Source organism: Loigolactobacillus coryniformis subsp. coryniformis KCTC 3167 = DSM 20001, assembly GCF_002706425.1.
Classification (GTDB): domain Bacteria; phylum Bacillota; class Bacilli; order Lactobacillales; family Lactobacillaceae; genus Loigolactobacillus; species Loigolactobacillus coryniformis.
The window spans coordinates 435,819-456,629 of sequence record NZ_CP017713.1 but is presented as its reverse complement, the minus strand read 5'-3'; the positions used below and the strand labels follow the sequence as shown (position 1 = coordinate 456,629).

Here is a 20,811-nt window from a genome sequence, read left to right as displayed (position 1 = left end):
ATGTGGATCAGCGATTGCTTTCGTTCATTCACCGCTTAAATCGTATCATCTAATAACCAATCAACAATATTAATGATCGGAATACCAGCCACTTGTGTAAATTCATAGTAGTTTTGCGTAATTATAATTTTACGATAGTTATCTTTAAGCTTCAATAAATTATCAGTTTCATGTGTATTATTGGGTAAAGCATAGGTCACCTGAACATATATGTAAACGGCGGTTATAAAATGTAGGAAAACGGCGGCGAGACATTGTCGGTTTTCCTACATTTTTTGATACCATTAATCACATCTTAATCGGGGAGGTTAATGATGTGAGACACGATATTAGAGAAGGAGTGAAACGTTACGTGGATAATGATATCGAACCAAATTATGCCGCTTTAAGCCGACAATATGACGTTGACTACCGTACTGTTAAGAAAGCCTATCAAGAAGTTAAGGACGGTGACGCTAAGCCACAGAAACCGAAAAAGCAACGACCCAGCCTACTTGATCCTTATCGTGGTGTGATCAAGGCCAAACTTGAACTGAACTGTTCGGCCATGGCCATTTTCAAGTTCATTCAGAAGAAAGGTTTTCAGGGTCAATATACGATCGTTAAAACTTACTGTGCGACGATCCGTAAGGAACGGACACATAAGGAGACAATCCGAGTTGAACATACTGCTGGTCTTTCAGCTCAAGTTGATTGGAAAGAGGAGATGACGCTTTATAACAAGGAAAACAAGCCCTATCATTTTAATATTTTTTTATATGTCTTGCCTTATTCAAAATTAAAATACTTAACTTTGATTTTCGAACGCAGCCAAGATACTTTGTTTAATTGCCTTGATGACGCTTTTTGGCACACCGGCGGCGTGCCAACTGAGATCTGGTTCGATAACATGAAACAAGTCGTTGACCATTCAAAATCCAACTTTGGTCACCCAGTTTTCAATGAACGTTTTCGCCAGTTTAGCCAAGATGCCGGCTATAAGCCCATTGCTTGTCGCGCCTTTAGGCCCCAAACCAAAGGTTCAGTTGAAGCATTAGCGCGGACAGTTGAGCGTTTACGCCCCTATAATTACGAGTTCTGTGATGGAGTTGAGTTGATCAACTTGGTTGATGATCTCTGTGATGAACTTAATCATGAAATCTCGCAGGCAACCAACGAGATCCCGCAAGATAAATGGTTGGCCGAAGAAAAAGAGTACCTACATCAGCTGCCAGATGACCTGCTTAAGCCCTTCTTCGAAGAAGACATTACCCGTGTCGTGTCGAAGGAATCAATGGTTATCTTCCGCAAATGTAAATACTCCGTGGATCCACAATATATCGGACGGACAGTCAATATCGAACTATCTGATGATGAACGTCACATCCAAATTTATTATAACGGAGAATTGATTCGCGCGCACGATATTACGACCCATCAATTTAATTATAACGAGAACGATCAAGTCAATATTCTGAGTTCTGATCTGCTTAAAGGACGTAGTGAGACAGATATCAAGGCCTACATTGCGGCGCATCTGAGCACCTATGACGAGGTGTGACATGCGACAAACAACCACTAAATTTCAAGAACTATTAAGTAATCTCGATGCTTTAGGGCTAAGTAAGATACATGCTTATCTGCCGGAATATATTGATCAAATCAACGGCCAACAACTGTCTTTTACCGATGCCATGCTTGAGCTGACGAATACAGAATTAGCTTGGACACAAAGCCAACAAGTCGAGCGAATCATCAAGCGAGCCCGCTTTCCTCAGGTGAAATCCCTGAGCGCCTTCGATTTTAATTTTCAACCCAGTATTAATAAACAAGCGATCTTAGGTTTTCAAGACTTAGCCTTTCTCGAACAACACAAGAATTTAATTTTCATTGGTAGTCCTGGTGTGGGTAAAACTCACCTAGCCATCGGGATCGGTATTGAAGCTTGTCATCAGGGGAAAAGGGCTTTGTTTATCAACTGTCACGAACTATTGGCGCATTTACGCGCAGCTGATGCCAAAGGGACGCTAGATCGTAATATTAGTCGTTACGCTCGCTATGACCTATTAATCATTGACGAGATCGGTTATTTACCGATTGATCATGATGAAGCCAATCTTTTATTTCAATTGATCAATGCGCGTTATGAGCAACATTCAACGATCATTACAAGCAATAGTGACCTTTCGAATTGGGTTGAAACCTTTCAAAATCCGACCGTTACTGCCGCTATTTTGGATCGATTAGTTCACCACGCCCATGTGATTAAAATTACCGGTAAATCTTATCGAATCAAGGGAGCTGATTGACCGCCACAAACCTACATTTTCTAACCGCCATAAACCTACATTTTTACGCCGCCCTTGACACATATAAAATGGCCGCGTTTTTACGCGCAATAAAATCAATTTCCTGCGCACCTAACTTGCCAACATCAATTGTATAGCCCCGTCGTTGCAGCTCAGTATAAACGATATTTTCTAATTGATTGCTAAAATTGCCTGCACGCCGATCAGTGGCAATGCGCCGTAATCCAGGATCGATCATGAAGTATTTCCCAGCAGTACGCAAATATTGCCGCCCGCGTAAATCATATTGTCGTGCCCGATAGAATAGAAAAGCATCAGCTAGTAGCTCAAGGTAGCGGCTGATCGTATGTGGACTAATCGCCAGTCCCTCCGCCTTTAACGTATTAGCAATTTTATTAGGTTGCACCAATTGACCCGTGTTATCGGCTAAAAAGCCAACCACTGCCTTTAACGACCCGATATCGCGAACGCTACCGCGCAGCGAAACATCATTTAAAAGAACCGTGTCATAAATTCCCTTTAATATCTGGTCCTTAACCGCTTCATTGGCTAATGTTACTGCTGGAAAGCCACCAAATTGCGCATATTCCTTGAATGCGCGATCAACCGTCCTTGACTCTGGATCGATATTCTTAGCGACGAGAAACTCACGAAACGAGAATGGATAAATGGGAATTTCAACATAACGTCCGCTTAACAAGGTTGCTAACTCACCGGATAACATTTTAGCATTAGAGCCAGTGATCACAATATCGCAATCAAAACTTACGCAAACGCCATTGATGACTCGTTGCCAACCAGTCACATTTTGTATTTCATCCAATAAAATATATTGCCGTTGATCATGCTGCAAACGCTGATCAAGAATATGACGCAACTGAGCTTCAGTTTGGACCAATTGCATCTCATAATCTTCAAAATTAATATAGATAATATTTGCGTCTGCTATTCCATGGGCCAATAAATAATCACGATAAAGCATTAACAAAACAGATTTACCAGCCCGACGAACACCGGTTATAATTTTGACTAGATCCATATCTTTTAAATCAATTAAATTCTTAAGATACTTTGGTCGCTGTATCATTATTGAGGAGAGTATAAAATAGTTTGTGTAAATGAATAAAAGTCCTGTTGAAAAGGGAATCCCTTCCCCGTATGATTAAATCATCCAAATCAAACCAAAACGGAGGGATTCCCCATGGATCAGTTTACCAAAAATCTAACCAAAACTCTATTGTCAAATGGCGATGTTAAAGAACTTTTTCGTCAACAACTCGAAACGGCTATTAATCACATCTTGCAAGCTGAACTAACTGCCTTACTTGGTTATGATCCTTATGATCGCAGTGGCTTTAATACTGGCAATTCTCGTAATGGCCAGTATTATCGTTTAATTGACTCTGAATATGGTAAGTTGAAAATTGCTGTGCCGCGTGACCGTAAAGGCCATTTTCATAACCACCTGCTTCCAGCCTATTCTCGTCGTCAGGACGCTTTAGAAACAACAATCATTCAGCTTTATTCCAAGGGCGTTACGACCCGTGAAATTACAGATTTGATTGAAAAAATGTATGGCGCTTATTATTCACCTACTACTGTTTCTAATATCACTGCTCAGGTAACAAAACAGATTGAAGCTTTTCATCAACGAACTATTAAGGCAAACTATGTTTGTCTTTTCTTAGATGCAACTTACTTACCTTTGCGCCGCGATTCAGTTCAAAGAGAAGCGGTCTATATTGCTTTAGGTATTACATCTGTCGGCATCAAAGAAGTTCTTGATTATCGAATCGCTCCAAGTGAAAATGCAGGAGTTTGGTCAGAAATGGCAGAAGATCTTAAAAAACGTGGATTAGAACAAGTCCAGTTGATCATTGCAGATGGAATGGTTGGTCTGCAGCCAGCATTATTGCACGCTTTCCCGAAAGCTAAATTTCAAAGATGCCTAGTACATGTTATGCGCAATATTGGTTCGCATGTGCGTTTAAAAGATCGTGAGGCGATCTTAAATGACTTTAAAGAGTTGCATTCAGCGACCGATGTAACTGCAGCACACAAGATCTTAAATGATTTTTATGGTGCATGGGGGAAATCGTATTCCAATCTGATCCAGCAACTTAAATCCATTGAAAATGAACTATTAGCTTTCCTGAGTTTTCCCCCGGCCATTCGACCAACAATTTATTCAACCAATATCTTAGAATCACTGAACAAAAGAATCAAACGCAAGACCAAACCAAAGGAATAATTTCCAAACGAAAAATCTTTAGACAATTTCATTGGAGTTCAAGTCATAAGCTATAACGAAAAGTACTTCAATCGTAGCCATCGCGGATTTGGTCAAGTCAAAGACACGTTAGAATCACTTTTCGATTAATACATTATTTTGCCAGGAGAAGGGATTTTCATTTACACAAACTTCTTGACACTCCCTTATTGAGCACCTCCACACCTTTGCATTATACTATATTTCATAGCACTTATTAATAAATATTGCAGTATACTGCAATATTTATGCTTTTCACTAAAAAGATACCTGACAATGCAAAAAGCAACTCCACCCCAGATAATCAAGGCAGAATTGCTTAAATTCAGACTAATGTATGGTTGAATTAGTGTTAAAACTTAGATCAGTTCAAATCCAGCCCCAGTTAAGGCGGCTTTGACCCCAGTTGCATCAGTGGTATCCACGTGTAACTCGATCAAACGGATATCCGCCCGATCAGTCACCATCAACGTTAAAATATTGTAGTTATGCTCGGCCAAGGCGTCACTGACTTTAGCCAGAAAGCCAGCCACGTTTTGCGTAACTTTGATCGTAACGGTGGTGCCACCTTGATCATAGCCGGCAATATTTAAGAAGGCATCAAAAATATCGTTGTTGGTGATAATACCGACTAATTGCCCGTTATCAACGACTGGTAACACACCGATCTTGTAGTGACGCATTTGGTAGATCGCATCTTCCAACACTGCATCCGCCGGGATCGTGCGGACGTCTTTTTCCATCACATCGGCCACGGTGGTTTTATTCAATAAATAATTCACTTCGTAAACTGATAAGCTGGTCGCCTTAGATGGTAAAGCAGCTTGAATGATGCCTTCCGTGACCAAACCGACTAACTGACCGTTGTCTAATACCGGCAAGCGGTGAATATCGTGATTTTTCATGAGATCGACTGCGTCGTTGATCCGCGTTTTTGGCCGCACTGTGATCAACTTTTTCGTCATAAAATCTGCTACGCTCATACTCCCTAACCCCCTAAATAAGCTTTCTGCACTTCATCATTAGCCAACAATTCTTGACCAGTGCCACTTAACAGCACGTTACCAGTTTGTAGCACGTAGCCACGGTCAGCAATCGATAAAGCCTTGGCCGCGTTTTGTTCGATCAGTAAAACGGTGGTACCTTGTTTTTGAATTGCCTGAATAATATCAAAAATTTCATTGATAAAAATAGGTGCCAAGCCCATTGACGGCTCGTCCAACAAAATTAATTTTGGCTTGGACATCAACGCCCGCCCCATGGCCAACATTTGTTGTTCACCACCGGATAACGTGGCCGCATCCTGATTGCGCCGCTCTTTTAAAACGGGAAAACGATCGAAGACCATATCGAAATCACTTTTGACTCCGTCACGATCTTTACGTAAAAAGGCACCCATCTGCAGGTTTTCCACCACCGTCAATCCTGGAAAAATATGGCGGCCTTCTGGAACTTGTGAAATACCAGCAGCGACGATTTTTTGCGATTTATATTTTTGAATTTCTTGGCCTTCATAAGTGATCGTACCACCAGAAGGCCGCAATAAGCCAGAAATTGTCTTTAATATTGTTGTTTTGCCGGCCCCATTCGCGCCGATCAAGGTGACGATCTCACCAGCGTTGACTTCAAAGTTGACCTTTTTAACGGCTTGGATCACGCCATAATTAACCGAAAGATCCGTTACTTTTAGTAATGCCATTAGTCGCCACCTCCTAAATAAGCGTTGATAACGCGCTGATTGCTTTGAATCTCTTGCGGCGTGCCTTCAGCGATCAGCTTGCCGTATTCCAATACATAGATGCGTTCGGCCAAATTCATGACCAACGACATATCGTGCTCGATCAACAAAACGGTAATGTGGAATTCAGACTGAATTTGTTGGATCAAGCGAGTCAGATCGGCGGTTTCTTCTGGATTCATCCCCGCTGCCGGCTCGTCCAAAAATAAAATCTTCGGCTTTGTCGCCAATGCGCGGACAATTTCCAACCGCCGTTGCGCCCCGTAAGGTAAGTTACGCGCCAACGTGTCCAACTGATTTTCCATTTTAAAAATGCTTAACAGTTCGACGACTTGCTCGTGTAACGCGGCTTCTTTTTTATAGAAGCTAGGCAAACGGAAAATACTTTCCAGAAAGCCTTCCTTGTTCTTGTCGGTCATGGCGATCAAAACATTTTCTTCAACCGTTAGATCCTTGAACAAGCGGATATTCTGAAAGGTTCGCGCCATACCGGCTGCCGCGATTTTATAGGGTTTCTGCTTATTTAACACTTGTAAACCAGCATCGGTTTGTAGGCTGACCGTGCCTTCGGAAGGCACGATCACGCCAGTCAATAAGTTAAACAAAGTCGTTTTACCGGCGCCATTTGGTCCGATCAAGGCCACTAGTTCGTTATTGTCCAAATGCATGGTCACGTTAGAAACGGCGGTCAAGCCACCAAAGTTTTTGGTTAGATCTTTAACATCCAATAATGGCATGACTAGGCATCCCCTTTCGCTTTTTTATGCGTAAATAAACGGCGAACGGAAAATTCCCAAGTGCCTAATAAGCCAGATGGTTTGAATACCATGATCAGGATCAAGGCTAATGAATACAAGACCATCCGCAAGGTCCCAAAGTTTTGCAATACCATGTCCAGTAACCCTAAAACAAAGGCGGCCACAAAGGTCCCGGTAATACTACCGATCCCACCAAGAACGACGATGATCAAAATGTTGATCGATTCCATGATCCCGAAGTCGGATGGATTAATGGTCTGAATATAGTTGGCGTGCAAGGCCCCACCGATACTGGCGATGGCCGCCCCTAAAACGAAGGCGATGATCTTGTATTTAGTCGTGTTGATACCGATCGATTCAGCGGCAATCTCGTCTTCACGCACTGACATCACCGCCCGGCCATTACGACTATGGACAAAGTTAACGATGATCAATGTGGTGATCACGACTAAAACATAGACCGTGCCCCAGTTGGCTAACATCGGAATGTTGTACAAACCAGCCGGGCCGTTGGTAATTTTCAAGTTGTTTAAAATGATGCGGATGATCTCGGCAACTCCCATCGTCGCGATGGCTAAATAGTCACCGTTCAAACGCAAGGTGGGAATCCCGACAACCAGCGCAACTAAGCCGGAAACAATGATCCCAACGAGTAAACCTAATAGTAGGCCACCAACATTCGGAATCGCCGAAGTGACCAGCGCCGAGCTGTACGCACCTAAGGCCATAAAGCCGGCGTGGCCTAACGAAAACTGACCAGAAAAACCAATCACTAAATTCAAGCTAGTCGCTAAAATAATGTTGATGCCGATCAAAACTAACGTTGTCTCACCGAATTGATCGATCACGCCGACCATTTCCAAAGCATAGATCAAGACGTAGCCCAGAACCGAAATGGCTAGCCAAATGGCGTTGTATTTTAAATTCTTTTTCATCGCAGCCACCTACACTTTCTCTTTAATGTTCTTGCCCAGGATTCCTGCTGGCCGAACCAATAAGATAATGATCAAAACAACGTACACAACGGCATCCTTAAAGGCAGAGAAACCTAACGCTTGCGTTGCTGTTTCCAAAATACCGATGACGAAGCCACCTAGCGCGGCCCCAGGAATCAAGCCGATCCCACCTAAAACGGCGGCCACGAAGGCTTTGATACCTGGTGTCATCCCCATCAACGGATCGATCGAGTTGTAATACAAGCCGATCATGACCCCAGCAGCACCAGCTAACGCGGAGCCTAAGGCAAAGGTAAATGAGATCGTCCGATCAATGTTGATACCGATCAATTGGGCCGCGTCTGGATCAACACTGACGGCACGCATTGCTTTACCCATTTTTGTCCGGCGAATGATCAATTGTAATAGAATCATTAACACGATGGAAACGACTAAGATCAGAATCTGAATATTAGAAACCTTGGCGCCGAAAAAGTTATAACTTTTAACGTGCATCGCTTGGGGAAAATTACGGACATTGGAACTAAATAAGTAGGACATCCCATTTTCCAACAAGAACGACACACCGATGGCGGTGATCAACGCGGCGATCCGCGGTGAATTACGTAACGGACGATAGGCTAAATATTCAATGATCACGCCAGCTAAAGCGCAGAACACCATGGCTGACAACAACGCAGGCCAGAAACTAAAATGCCATTGATTGATCACATAATAGCCCCAGAACGCGCCTAACATATAAATATCGCCGTGAGCGAAGTTGATCAACTTGATGATCCCGTAAACCATGGTGTAGCCTAACGCTAATAACGCGTAGATACTACCCAATGATAAACCGTTCACCAGTTGTTGTAAGACTGTATGCACAGGCAAGTCCCTCCTTAAAATATGGCAGAGTGTTCTGTAAGGCGCCCAGCTTTTGAGCATTAGCCTAGCCAGACAATAAGCAGCACGTAAGTGATGCGTTTGGCTGGCGTAGCTAAGCGGAAAAAGTTGCCTTACAGAACACGTTTCAGCAATCAGTTCCAAGAACATAGTCAGTAACTACTACATCCATCAAAAACCTACCAGATCACAACTCTGCCGAATAATTGCCGCTCATATAATTATGAGCTAAAAATGAATTTACTAGTAATCTAATTACTAAATATCCTTTAAGCTAAGAAACGCCGAAAACCATGCCTTTCAGCATTAGATTTCAGCGATCCATAGCACTACGATTAAACTGTTGATGATGCTAAATGAAGTTCAAAACATAAATTATAGTGAGTGGCTATTTAACGGCAGTGGCACTAACTTCTTCACCGTTATCAACCTTGGAAATGATAACTTGTTTTTGTGGGTTATGTTTCTTATCCATGGTGATCGTACCAGTAACACCCTTGAAGTCCTTCAAGTTAGCTAAACCAGTGGCGATCTTCGTGGAATCAGCCGACTTTTGATCTTCGATCGCTTGCTTGATCATGTAAGTGGCATCATATGCCAAAGCATCAAATGTACCCGCTTGTTCATTGTAAGTCTTCTTGTAAAGCGCCATGTAAGCCTTGGCCTTAGCATTGTCGTTAGCCTTAGCATCGAAATGGGTCGTGTAGTAAATGTTGCTGGCGTTCTTCTTGCCGGCGATCTTAACTAACTTCGGATCAGCGAAACCATCAGCCCCTAAGATTGGTGCTGTGATCCCCATTTGCCGTGCTTGTTTTACGATCAAACCAGCTTCGGAGTAATAACCAGGAACGAAGATAGCGTCGAAGTTTTTAGACTTTAGCTTAGTTAACAAAGCTTGGAAATCTTTGTCGCCAGCTTGGTAATATTGAGTTTCGACAACTTGACCTTTAAATTCGTTCTTGAAAGCTTTAGTTAAACCTTGACCATAATCAGTTGATTTATCGGCTAAAATGGCGACTTTCTTCAACTTCATATTGTTGTAAACATACTTAGCTAAAGCTTTACCTTGATAACTATCTTCGAAGCAAGAACGGAAGATATATGGTTGAACTTTACCATTCTTTTGCACCGTCAAACTATCTTGCGTCCCACCAGGCGTAATGAACGGCACCTTGGCTTTAGTTTGGTTTGGTAAGGCAGCTAAATCGGCGCCAGAAGTGATCGGGCCAACGGTTGCGACAACTTTACTTTGTGTCGTTAAGTTAGAAGCGACGGAAGCAACTTGTGAGTTATCACTCTTGTTGTCCTTTCCAACTAACTCCAGTTTCATCTTCTTGTTGCCGACTTTAACGCCGCCATCTTTGTTGATCTGCTTTATAGCCAAGCGAGTCCCCCGTTGCATCGCTTGACCATATGCAGCAGCGTTACCAGAAAGTTCAAAGTTACCACCAATTTTGATCGTGTTCCCTGATTGTTGGTTGCCGCCGCCTGCAGCACTTCCGCTGCCACTACACCCGGCTAATAATAAGCCAGTTGCCGCGACGGCGCCCAGCATGGCAAAAAATTTCTTACCTTTCATCATATCTCCATCTCCTATTATGCATAAATTAAAATTCTAATTTGTTTTTAATAAATTAACATAATTTCGGTATATAGTCAACGCAATTTCTCATAATATTCACAAATCATCTAATAAGATCGCCTATATTAAGGCGTTTAATTTATTTTAACTATTTTTAAGTCTAATTAAATTCACATTTATCATTCATGAATCTCCGTTGCAAGGCTGACCTATTTACAAAATCGAGTAGGAGGTAATTGTAAGTTACCGTCCTCTCACACCACCGTACGTACGGTTCCGTATACGGCGGTTCAATAATTTAAGCACTCTGAATTTGCTGGAGCGTCTGACTCAAGTTAATGAGTCCACGACGTTCCAGCTCTTTGTTAGTTAGGGTACGGCACAGCGTTTTACTATGCGCTGTCCGCCAGTACCCTTTACGCGTGTTAGCGGATAGCTTAGCTTCATCTTTCGTAAATCCTAATCCGCTCAAGTTGTTCTCTCTAGTTTTGGCTTTCTTCCATTGTTTCCAAATGTACTGGCGAATACGTGACCGCAGCCACGCATCTAATTCCGTGATGAACCGCTTCATTCTACCCAAGCTGTAATACTGCAACCAACCGCGCATCTTTTGACGAATCTCTGCCATTATTTGGTCTTCGGATACACCACGATTACGCTTAGTCAGCCGCCTCAATGCTTGTTTAACTCGCTGCTTCGCTGACCACACCGGATAGGGAAAAGCCCTGCCTTTAGTGTGGCCCAACGTAAACCCTAAGAACTTCATTCTGTTGGTGGCGACCACTTGTGTCTTTTCCTGATTGAGCGTGAGTTTTAACTCATGCTCGAGAAAACGAGTCACACTAGCGAGGACTCGTTGGCCCGCGCGTGGACTTTTAACAAAGATATTGCAGTCATCGGCGTAACGGACAAATTCATGACCGCGCCTAGCTAGTTCTTGGTCGAATTCGTTGAGATAAATATTCGCTAACAGTGGCGAGATCGGCCCGCCTTGCGGTGTGCCTTTCTCACTGCGTTCAAACAATTGCCCATTCATGGTGCCACTAGTCAGAAAACGGCGAATGAGCCGTAGTATCCAGCGGTCACTAATTCGCTGCTTGAGAAACTTCATAAGCATGTCATGATTAACCGTATCGAAGTAGGCCTTCAAATCCAGATCAACCACATAGTGATCACCCGCATTATCTAGCTGAACGACCTGTTGAACTGCGTCATGTGCACTGCGTTGGGGTCGAAAACCAAAACTATTGTTGGCGAAGATCTGTTCATATATCGGCGAAAGGACCTGGGCCACGGCCTGCTGGACTAGCCGGTCGATCACGGTCGGAATGCCAAGCTTACGCGTTCCACCGTTGGGCTTTGGAATTGAGACTTGCTTGACTGGTGCCGGTTTATAAGTCCCATTGGCCAATTCTGCGAGTAATTCTTCGCGATGTACTTTCAGGTACGGTTTCAATTCATCAACGGTCATACCGTCAACTCCGGCCGCCCCTTTGTTCCTGACCACACGTTGATAAGCCAAATTCAGGTTGTTGCGGGCCAAAACTAATGCTTGAAACTGAGTGCCACTCATCTTTTCTCCTTCACCGGAGGCGATACTACGCGCCCCAGTTTGTCTTTGGTCTTCCAGACCTATCATCCGCTGGCGGTCAGCTTGTTCTGTTTTCTGCGATTTTCGCATCGTCTTCACTTCCAGTCGCAATATGAGTTATTATTGTTTGGTCCTTCATGGTTACCCACTACTATGACCTCGGCTGACTCCTGTACACTTAACCAGCCATTTCTGACTTGCTTTGAACTCATATTTCCTTGTCATTTGGGTATTCCCTAAGAAAATTAGGATTGTGTGTACAGGTCTCCCCGGGTAAGAACGTCAACTTTCGTACCATGTCACCGTCAGCTTTACTGTCGTAACTTCGGGTAGTATCGGACTTCAGTGTGTTTGGCCACCTTATCCAGTTACTTCCGGCCTTATAGCTGCTTCTTGTTCATCGGTGCAGTACTTTGCTCATCAGGCTTCCTTCAGTCTTCACCTCACGATAAAGGCCTTGCCTTTGGCTAGCGGTTCCGACTACTACGGCCCGCAGTGGACTTTCACCACCTAGTTGACGCCCATGCCGGGCGCACCAAAAAAACAAGCAGCGATAAACGTTGCTTGCACTATTCAAACTATAATTGTAATGTCAAAAGCGTCCGTACCCCTGCATAGGCCATAAATAGAACCACTAGCCAGCCAGTATATAATAGCCACCGCGGATGATGATAATCACCGATGATTTTCTTTCTAGTTGCAGCGACCAATAAAATAGCTAGTGCGATCGGTAAAATCAGACCATTCAATGCACCAACAAAAACCAACACTCTAGCCGGATTACCGATAAAATAAAAAATTGCGGTTGAACAAATAATAAAGGCCACGATCAACCATGAACGGAAACGTAAATATTTATTTTCCGCACCTTGATTAACCGTATAGTCCAAAAATGAAATCGAGGTGAAGGTGGAGCCTAAGGTCGACGTCATTCCTGCAGCCAATAGTAATAACCCAAAAAATTTATAACCAAATTGTCCCGCCGCATCTTTGAAGATTGAAGCCGCAGGATTAGCTGGATCAAGGGTGTGCCCCTCTAAAACAACCGCTAAACCAGCGAGAAAAAGCATGATTCGAATCACTGAAGCCACACCAATTCCTGTCAAGGCACCTTCATTTACATATTTGATCTTATCCTGTCCCTGCACGCCACCTTCAAGCAAGCGATGACCACCTGAGAAAGAAATATAGCCACCTACCGTTCCACCAACGATGGTTACAATAGAATAAAAGTTAATATGAGTCGGCATAAATGCATGGGTCACCGCCGCTTGATAGGGCACAGTCGTTACCGCAAGAATATAAATCAAAATAGCAACCTTGATAATCGCTAAAAATTGGACCGAGCGATCAACAACACGCATTGCATCCTTGACTAAGAAAATAATGATTGCGACTGCGGCTGCAATCAACGCCCCATTTTCTGGTGAAATACCAAAAAGTACATTCAAGCCTAGACCGGCGCCACCAACGTTGCCAATATTAAAGAAAAAACCGCCGATGACGATCAATACAGTCAGCAAGTAACCTAAACCAGGGAAAACTTCATTCGCCAACACTTGCGCTCGCTTACCGGAAACAATAATAATCCGCCAAATATTTAACTGCACGATCACATCAACTACAATACAGATCAAGATGGCGAAACCAAAATTAGCCCCCATCTTACCAGTAAAGGTAGCCGTTTGCGTCAAAAAACCCGGACCAACTGCAGCCATAGCCATCATAAAGGCCGCCCCCATGGCGACACTTAAAGGCGATTGTTGCTTTTGTTTTTCTTTCATTCAATTCGCTCCCCACTCATCTATGCATCTACTTATAGCGCAGTCACTTCAATGTCAGCTGCCAATAAAGCCGCATGAATTTTCTGCACAAACGCAACTGCTTTGGCACCATCACCGTGTACACAAACCGTATCCGGCTTCAACGCCACTTGCTGACCATCAATCGCCGTTACACTTTGTGTTTGAATCATTTTGACCGTACGATCGACCGCGGTTTGCTCATCCGTTATCAGTGCGTTGGGTTGTGAGCGTGGAACCAGACTACCATCTGCTAAATAATTGCGATCAGCAAACACTTCCTGTGCGTAAGGTAGCTCAACGTCTTGCGCTGCCTTGATCAATTGGCTATTCGCCAAACCGACCAAAATCAAGGTTGGATCGACGGCCTTAATCCCTAAACAAATGCCCCGCGCGAGTTCATAATCTTGTGCTGCCATATTATATAGTGCACCATGTGGTTTAACATGATGTAATTTACCATTTTTGCTAAAAGCCGCTAAAGCACCTACTTGATATTGAACATCAGCTTGTGCTTGCGCCGGTGTGATCTGCATCTTGCGCCGCCCAAAACCAACCAGATCCGGCAAGCCAGGATGGGCGCCAAGCGCCACCTGATTTTTTTCAGCCAATGCGACCGTTGCTGCCATAACCGTTGGATCACCAGCATGAAAACCACAAGCAATATTGGCCGAGGTAACGTACGGTAAAACTTCTGCATCTAAGCCTAAAGTATAACGACCAAAACTTTCGCCAAGATCACAATTTAAATCAATTTTCACTATTTTACGCTTCTTTCTACTAAACGATTAATGTCATTATTAACCAAATACACCTAATGAAAGCCGGCTATTTCAATAATGATCCACCTAAAAGTCAAAAACGCTAACTTCTTGATCAGTATCGTAAATCAAGTCCCGATCTAGTGCGCCGCTACAAAATCATCAATAAAAGTAATATTAACGTTATCGGCCAAATAATCTGGCGCAGCTAATAACTCAGTTAAAAAGTCTAAATTGGTCTGGATTCCGCTGATCACCGTTTCGTCGATTGCTGCGCGCATTTTAGCGATGGCAGTTGTCCGATCGGCAGCATACACAATTATCTTGGCGATCAGCGCGTCGTAATCTGGTGGCACAGCATAACCCTGATATAATGCAGTATCGACTCGCACACCATTACCACCAGGCAAATGCAACCCAGTGATCACACCAGGAGTTTGTGCATTAACACGACATTCTACTGCATGACCATTGATTGCTGGCGTAACAGTTGGTAATGCTTGATCCGACGCAATCTTTAATTGCCAGGCAACAATATCTTCTTTGGTGATCAGTTCAGTGATCGGATGCTCAACTTGAACCCGTGTATTCATCTCCATAAAATAAAACTGACCGGGACCAGCGTACAGAAATTCAATTGTTCCAGCACCAACGTAATGAATCGCTTTTGCTGCAGTGACCGAAGTTGCTAACATCTGTTTGCGTGTCGCGGCATCCAGCACATCACTAGGTGCCTCTTCAACCATTTTTTGATGATTCTGTTGTAGAGAACAGTCACGTTCACCTAATGTCAGTACGTTGCCATAAGTATCACCCATGATCTGCACTTCAATATGTCGGGGGTGTGCAATAAACTTTTCAAGATACATTTCACCATTGGCAAAAGATTTTTCTGCTTCGCTTTGTGCCAACTGAAACTCATGACCAAATTGCTTTGCCGCCATGACAACACGCATTCCCTTACCACCGCCGCCAGCTGCAGCTTTTAGCATAACTGGATAACCAATATCAGCAGCCACCTTGGCACCGACTTTTTGATTGGTAAATCCTTGTCGACCACCAGGAATAACTGGAACACCAGCAGCTTGCATTAGCTCACGTGCCGCTGCCTTATCACCCATTTGCGCAATTACTTTGGCCGAGGGACCAATAAAAACTAATCCCTGTTCCTCGCAACGCTGAGCAAATTCAGCATTTTCCGATAAAAAACCATATCCGGGATGAACTGCATCAGCCGCCATCGTTGTCGCCGCAGCAACAATATTGTCGATGTTCAAATAACTTTTTTGTGGGTCAGCTGGGCCAACACAAATCGCCTCATCAGCTAGCTGCACGTGTAGCGCTTTCTTATCAGCTGTTGAATAAATCGCCACAGTAGCAATATTAAGTTCACGACAAGCACGAATAATACGGACTGCAATCTCACCGCGATTAGCAATCAATACTTTTTTCACAGTCTCACGCTCCCAACTAATCTAATTCAAACAAAGGATCGTCAAAGCCCACTCGTTGTTCATTACCAATCAATACTTGCGTGACCTTGCCTGCTTGTTCCGCCTTCACTTCATGCATCATTTTCATCGCTTCAATAACACCAACCGTTTGCCCGACGGTAACTACATCACCTACTTTTACAAATGGGGGCTCATCTGGCGCTGCTGAAGTATAGAAAACCCCAACTAAGGGAGCTTTCAGTACTTTTTTGCTTTGCGTTGTCGCTGCTACTGGTCGCACATCAACTGATGAAGTTGCTGCAGGCAAATTAGACTTTTTAGCTAATTTCAAAGTTGTTTGTCCATCTTGATAAACAAAATCAGTTAAATTGCTGGCTGCCATGTGATCCATTAAAGCCTTGATCTCTGCCAAATCCAATACGATCATTCCTCTCTAAACTTCTATCTTGTCGCAATCATTATTTAAATAAACGTGCAATTCGTGTAGCAGCTAAGCGTGGGCTTAAATCTCGCTCGCTTAGCTGCTGAACTTGTCGTTCTAAATCGGCCAATTTCTCTTGTTGCGCTTTAAGCAGTTGTTGGGCCGCAGTAATTGAAATCAGCTTAAAGTTAACGGTCATCCCTGGTCGGGCTTGTGCAATCAGCGGTAGATCAACGCTAGCAATTACTGCAATCACTGGATAACCACCAGTTGTTTGTCGATCCGCCAGCAAAATAATCGGCGCGCCATCTTGCGGTACCTGAATACCACCAAAAAAAGTGCCTTCCGACAATAAATTACCAGTCTGTGCCACTTTTAAAGGTGCACCGGACAAGCGATAGCCCATTCGATCAGCTGCATCGCTGATGGTAAATGTCATTTTTGCAAAAACACGCTGCGTCTGCTGATCAAATTGGTCAAACTGTGGTCCGGGAGTCACGCGAATTGAAACCTGCGTTTGTGAATAAGTCGTACTTGGTAAGTGACGACTACCATAATTAGGCACATAAGCCGCATGGCGCACCACTGGTAAAACATCCCCCGTTTGTAAGGCACGACCACGAAAACCGCCGAGTCGATAACGCGTACTCGTCGCCCTGCTACCCATCACCATAGGTACTTGAAAACCACCAACGACTGCTAAATAACTGCGTGTACCATTTATTAACTGCTTGATGGCCAGTTGTTGGCCAGATAAAATCAAACGTGCTTGATAGAACGGAAATGGCTGACCATCTAACGTCGCTATACCAGTAGCACCAGTCAAAGCAACAATACAATCTTGATTAAATTGCAGCGTTGGTCCCACACTGGTTATTTCTAAAACAGCAGCATCTGTCGAATTATTCACCAGTAAATTGGCTAAACGAAACATCCACGGATCCATTACACCTGAGACACCAAAACCACTCGCTTGTTGACTGGTGCGTCCAGCATCTTGAACCGTCGTGAACAATCCACCATCCAGAACTGTTATTGACATTACTTACTCACCTATCCTTGCGTGATCTGAATTCGATAGTCATCTGGTGCCGCAGCAATCTGATCAAAGCTAGCCCGATCAATTTTATCAAAATGGATATAGTCCCCTGCTTGATAAAATAGTGGCTGCTCACGTTGTGGATCAAATAACTTGATTGGTGTACGCCCAATCAGCTGCCAGCCACCTGGAGAAACAACTGGGTACATTCCTGTCTGCTGACCAGCGATACCAACTGAACCAGCCGCAATTTTTGTGCGGGGCGTCGCCAAACGTGACATCGCTAAATGTGGATCTAGACCGCCTAAATACGCAAATCCAGGTAGAAAGCCTAACATATAAATTAGATAATTAGGTTGCGTATGACGCTGAATCAAATCGGCAACACTTAAATGCGCATGTTCAGCGACTCGTTGCAAGTCGGGACCAAGTTCCGGCGTATAACAAACGGGAATATGAATTATTCGTGTCTGTCCCACTTGTTTTAAATCTAAGTTATCAATAGTCCTTGTAACTAAAGTTTTAAGCTGGTCTAGGCTGGTTACTAAGGGTTGGTAAAAAATAGTCAATGTCCGAAAGGCCGGTAATAAAGCCGTAACTTCTGGACATTCTTTCAATTTGGTTGCCAGCCGACTAATGATTAAGTTGATCTGCGGATCAATTTTATTAGCAAAAGTCACATTCAATGCTTGATCACTAGCTGGAATTAAATCATAAGGTAACAAACAACAAAGCCTCCTCAAATGACTAAACCATTTACTATAAATTAGATTATAATTAAAATTGTCTTTATAATCAAATCTATTTTTAATTTTAAAGCTATTAATCAGCTGTACCAGTTAGCATATGATAGATTTTATAACATTTGGAGCAACTAAAAAAGCGGCTGGCAAACATTGCCAGTCGCTTAGAAAATTGGTATGACTTAACGATCCAAAATCTCATCCTGAATAATTCCGGCTGCTTTCATAAACATATGGGTTACCACCGGCCCTACAAATTTGAAACCGCGTTTTTTCATATCTTGCGCCACCTTACTTGCTAGCGGCGAATGATTATCCACTTCATCACGATCAACATAAGTGATCAGTAGGGGCACGTTATCGACAAATTGCCACAAATAATTAGCAAAACTACCAAACTCGCGCTGAACCCCGATAATTGCCCGAGCATTAGTGATGGTTGCCTTAATTTTGCGCGGATTGCGGATCATATCTGAGTCAGCCGCGATTCGCTCAATATCCGCTTCACTAAATCCAGCAACTACATTGATCACCATCCCCGCAAAATCGCGCCGATAAATCGGCAATTTACTTGCCGCAGCTTGCCAACTCAAGCCAACCTGAAACACGCCAACCGTCAATAATTCGAATAAAATATGGTCATCATGGGTCACCGTTCCAAAATAAGCTGAATATTCATGTGCCCCATTACCCGTCCACTCAGTTTGATCGTTCTTATGCATCCTCGATACTTCCTATTCCACAATTAAGGTTAATTATCAGCCAAGTACGCTAATAATTTTGATGTTACAGTCGGTGTCCATTCTTGTGGCAAAATGCTTGCCGCAAGAAACATGGCCCTATTCCACAATTAAGGTTAATTATTAGCTAAGTACGCTAATAATTTTGATGCTACAGTCGGTGTCCATTCTTGTGGCAAAATGCTTGCCGCAAGAAACATGGCCCTATTCCACAATTAAGGTTAATTAATAAATTCAACTATCTCTGCTCAAGCTACTTTGTGCTACGAAAAAATAGCAAATCGAGTAGGAGGTAATTGTAAGTTACCGTCCTCTCACACCACCGTACGTACGGTTCCGTATACGGCGGTTCAATAATTTAAGCACTCTGAATTTGCTGGAGCGTCTGACTCAAGTTAATGAGTCCACGACGTTCCAGCTCTTTGTTAGTTAGGGTACGGCACAGCGTTTTACTATGCGCTGTCCGCCAGTACCCTTTACGCGTGTTAGCGGATAGCTTAGCTTCATCTTTCGTAAATCCTAATCCGCTCAAGTTGTTCTCTCTAGTTTTGGCTTTCTTCCATTGTTTCCAAATGTACTGGCGAATACGTGACCGCAGCCACGCATCTAATTCCGTGATGAACCGCTTCATTCTACCCAAGCTGTAATACTGCAACCAACCGCGCATCTTTTGACGAATCTCTGCCATTATTTGGTCTTCGGATACACCACGATTACGCTTAGTCAGCCGCCTCAATGCTTGTTTAACTCGCTGCTTCGCTGACCACACCGGATAGGGAAAAGCCCTGCCTTTAGTGTGGCCCAACGTAAACCCTAAGAACTTCATTCTGTTGGTGGCGACCACTTGTGTCTTTTCCTGATTGAGCGTGAGTTTTAACTCATGCTCGAGAAAACGAGTCACACTAGCGAGGACTCGTTGGCCCGCGCGTGGACTTTTAACAAAGATATTGCAGTCATCGGCGTAACGGACAAATTCATGACCGCGCCTAGCTAGTTCTTGGTCGAATTCGTTGAGATAAATATTCGCTAACAGTGGCGAGATCGGCCCGCCTTGCGGTGTGCCTTTCTCACTGCGTTCAAACAATTGCCCATTCATGGTGCCACTAGTCAGAAAACGGCGAATGAGCCGTAGTATCCAGCGGTCACTAATTCGCTGCTTGAGAAACTTCATAAGCATGTCATGATTAACCGTATCGAAGTAGGCCTTCAAATCCAGATCAACCACATAGTGATCACCCGCATTATCTAGCTGAACGACCTGTTGAACTGCGTCATGTGCACTGCGTTGGGGTCGAAAACCAAAACTATTGTTGGCGAAGATCTGTTCATATATCGGCGAAAGGACCTGGGCCACGGCCTGCTGGACTAGCCGGTCGATCACGGTCGGAATGCCAAGCTTACGCGTTCCACCGTTGGGCTTTGGAATTGAGACTTGCTTGACTGGTGCCGGTTTATAAGTCCCATTGGCCAATTCTGCGAGTAATTCTTCGCGATGTACTTTCAGGTACGGTTTCAATTCATCAACGGTCATACCGTCAACTCCGGCCGCCCCTTTGTTCCTGACCACACGTTGATAAGCCAAATTCAGGTTGTTGCGGGCCAAAACTAATGCTTGAAACTGAGTGCCACTCATCTTTTCTCCTTCACCGGAGGCGATACTACGCGCCCCAGTTTGTCTTTGGTCTTCCAGACCTATCATCCGCTGGCGGTCAGCTTGTTCTGTTTTCTGCGATTTTCGCATCGTCTTCACTTCCAGTCGCAATATGAGTTATTATTGTTTGGTC

At 43.7% G+C, this 20,811-nt stretch carries 18 protein-coding genes and 1 pseudogene; 3 read left to right on the top strand and 16 right to left on the bottom strand.

The features are described 5' to 3' along the window. Positions 1-316 precede the first annotated feature (316 nt). Together istA and istB are read left to right on the top strand one after the other, a co-directional pair. Entirely contained in the window at positions 317-1,540 is a 1,224-nt protein-coding gene (gene istA, locus LC20001_RS02185; RefSeq protein ID WP_029508043.1) for an IS21 family transposase, read from the top strand. A 1-nt stretch (position 1,541) separates the two neighbouring features. Beyond that, the gene (istB, locus tag LC20001_RS02180) at positions 1,542-2,288 is read left to right on the top strand and encodes an IS21-like element helper ATPase IstB (protein ID WP_010011532.1); all 747 of its coding nucleotides are present in this window, start codon (positions 1,542-1,544) and stop codon (positions 2,286-2,288) included. A gap of 43 nt (positions 2,289-2,331) precedes the next feature. Here the strand turns inward: istB and LC20001_RS02175 are convergent, their stop codons facing one another. Continuing rightward, the gene (locus LC20001_RS02175; protein WP_056943332.1) at positions 2,332-3,327 is read right to left on the bottom strand and encodes an ATP-binding protein; all 996 of its coding nucleotides are present in this window, start codon (positions 3,325-3,327) and stop codon (positions 2,332-2,334) included. 162 nt (positions 3,328-3,489) lie between these two features. Here LC20001_RS02175 and LC20001_RS02170 point away from each other — a divergent pair. Further along, positions 3,490-4,668: pseudogene (locus LC20001_RS02170) on the top strand (IS256 family transposase). Between the two features lie 248 nt (positions 4,669-4,916). On the opposite strand, the gene LC20001_RS02165 reads toward LC20001_RS02170, so the two are convergent. The 15 genes from LC20001_RS02165 to ltrA (LC20001_RS02095) form a co-directional block, all read right to left on the bottom strand. Then, the gene (locus LC20001_RS02165) at positions 4,917-5,540 is read right to left on the bottom strand and encodes a CBS and ACT domain-containing protein (protein WP_010011530.1); all 624 of its coding nucleotides are present in this window, start codon (positions 5,538-5,540) and stop codon (positions 4,917-4,919) included. A 5-nt stretch (positions 5,541-5,545) separates the two neighbouring features. Then, the gene (locus LC20001_RS02160; protein ID WP_010011529.1) at positions 5,546-6,256 is read right to left on the bottom strand and encodes an ABC transporter ATP-binding protein; all 711 of its coding nucleotides are present in this window, start codon (positions 6,254-6,256) and stop codon (positions 5,546-5,548) included. Then, on the bottom strand, positions 6,256-7,032 hold the full coding sequence (locus tag LC20001_RS02155; protein WP_010011528.1) for an ABC transporter ATP-binding protein: 777 nt from the start codon (positions 7,030-7,032) through the stop codon (positions 6,256-6,258). Before LC20001_RS02155 ends, LC20001_RS02160 begins: the two co-directional genes overlap by 1 nt. Before the next feature lie 2 nt (positions 7,033-7,034). After that, positions 7,035-7,988, bottom strand: a complete 954-nt coding sequence (locus LC20001_RS02150) for a branched-chain amino acid ABC transporter permease (RefSeq protein ID WP_029508042.1) — start codon at positions 7,986-7,988, stop codon at positions 7,035-7,037. 9 nt (positions 7,989-7,997) lie between these two features. Beyond that, positions 7,998-8,876, bottom strand: coding sequence for a branched-chain amino acid ABC transporter permease (locus LC20001_RS02145; RefSeq protein WP_035456844.1), 879 nt, complete (start codon positions 8,874-8,876; stop codon positions 7,998-8,000). Between the two features lie 406 nt (positions 8,877-9,282). Next, positions 9,283-10,473, bottom strand: coding sequence for an ABC transporter substrate-binding protein (locus tag LC20001_RS02140; protein ID WP_035456850.1), 1,191 nt, complete (start codon positions 10,471-10,473; stop codon positions 9,283-9,285). Between the two features lie 301 nt (positions 10,474-10,774). Next, the gene (gene ltrA / locus LC20001_RS02135) at positions 10,775-12,157 is read right to left on the bottom strand and encodes a group II intron reverse transcriptase/maturase (protein ID WP_099235711.1); all 1,383 of its coding nucleotides are present in this window, start codon (positions 12,155-12,157) and stop codon (positions 10,775-10,777) included. Positions 12,158-12,645: 488 nt separating this feature from the next. Then, the gene (locus LC20001_RS02130) at positions 12,646-13,851 is read right to left on the bottom strand and encodes an NRAMP family divalent metal transporter (protein WP_003680334.1); all 1,206 of its coding nucleotides are present in this window, start codon (positions 13,849-13,851) and stop codon (positions 12,646-12,648) included. A 32-nt stretch (positions 13,852-13,883) separates the two neighbouring features. Beyond that, positions 13,884-14,633, bottom strand: a complete 750-nt coding sequence (locus LC20001_RS02125; protein WP_029508041.1) for a LamB/YcsF family protein — start codon at positions 14,631-14,633, stop codon at positions 13,884-13,886. A 137-nt stretch (positions 14,634-14,770) separates the two neighbouring features. Beyond that, a complete protein-coding gene (locus LC20001_RS02120; RefSeq protein WP_010011521.1) occupies positions 14,771-16,084 on the bottom strand; it encodes an acetyl-CoA carboxylase biotin carboxylase subunit in 1,314 nt (437 codons plus the stop codon). A 16-nt stretch (positions 16,085-16,100) separates the two neighbouring features. Beyond that, the gene (locus LC20001_RS02115) at positions 16,101-16,511 is read right to left on the bottom strand and encodes an acetyl-CoA carboxylase biotin carboxyl carrier protein (protein WP_010011520.1); all 411 of its coding nucleotides are present in this window, start codon (positions 16,509-16,511) and stop codon (positions 16,101-16,103) included. Between the two features lie 31 nt (positions 16,512-16,542). Beyond that, positions 16,543-17,547: a 5-oxoprolinase subunit C family protein gene (locus LC20001_RS02110; RefSeq protein WP_010011519.1), complete on the bottom strand. Its 1,005-nt coding sequence runs from the start codon at positions 17,545-17,547 to the stop codon at positions 16,543-16,545. An 11-nt stretch (positions 17,548-17,558) separates the two neighbouring features. Then, positions 17,559-18,269 carry a 5-oxoprolinase subunit PxpB gene (pxpB, locus tag LC20001_RS02105; RefSeq protein WP_010011517.1) on the bottom strand — a complete coding sequence of 237 codons (711 nt, stop codon included), beginning with the start codon at positions 18,267-18,269 and terminating at the stop codon, positions 17,559-17,561. Between the two features lie 200 nt (positions 18,270-18,469). Next, a complete protein-coding gene (locus LC20001_RS02100) occupies positions 18,470-19,009 on the bottom strand; it encodes a DNA-3-methyladenine glycosylase I (protein WP_010011516.1) in 540 nt (179 codons plus the stop codon). Between the two features lie 376 nt (positions 19,010-19,385). Next, positions 19,386-20,768 carry a group II intron reverse transcriptase/maturase gene (gene ltrA, locus LC20001_RS02095; protein ID WP_099235711.1) on the bottom strand — a complete coding sequence of 461 codons (1,383 nt, stop codon included), beginning with the start codon at positions 20,766-20,768 and terminating at the stop codon, positions 19,386-19,388. Positions 20,769-20,811 lie beyond the last annotated feature (43 nt).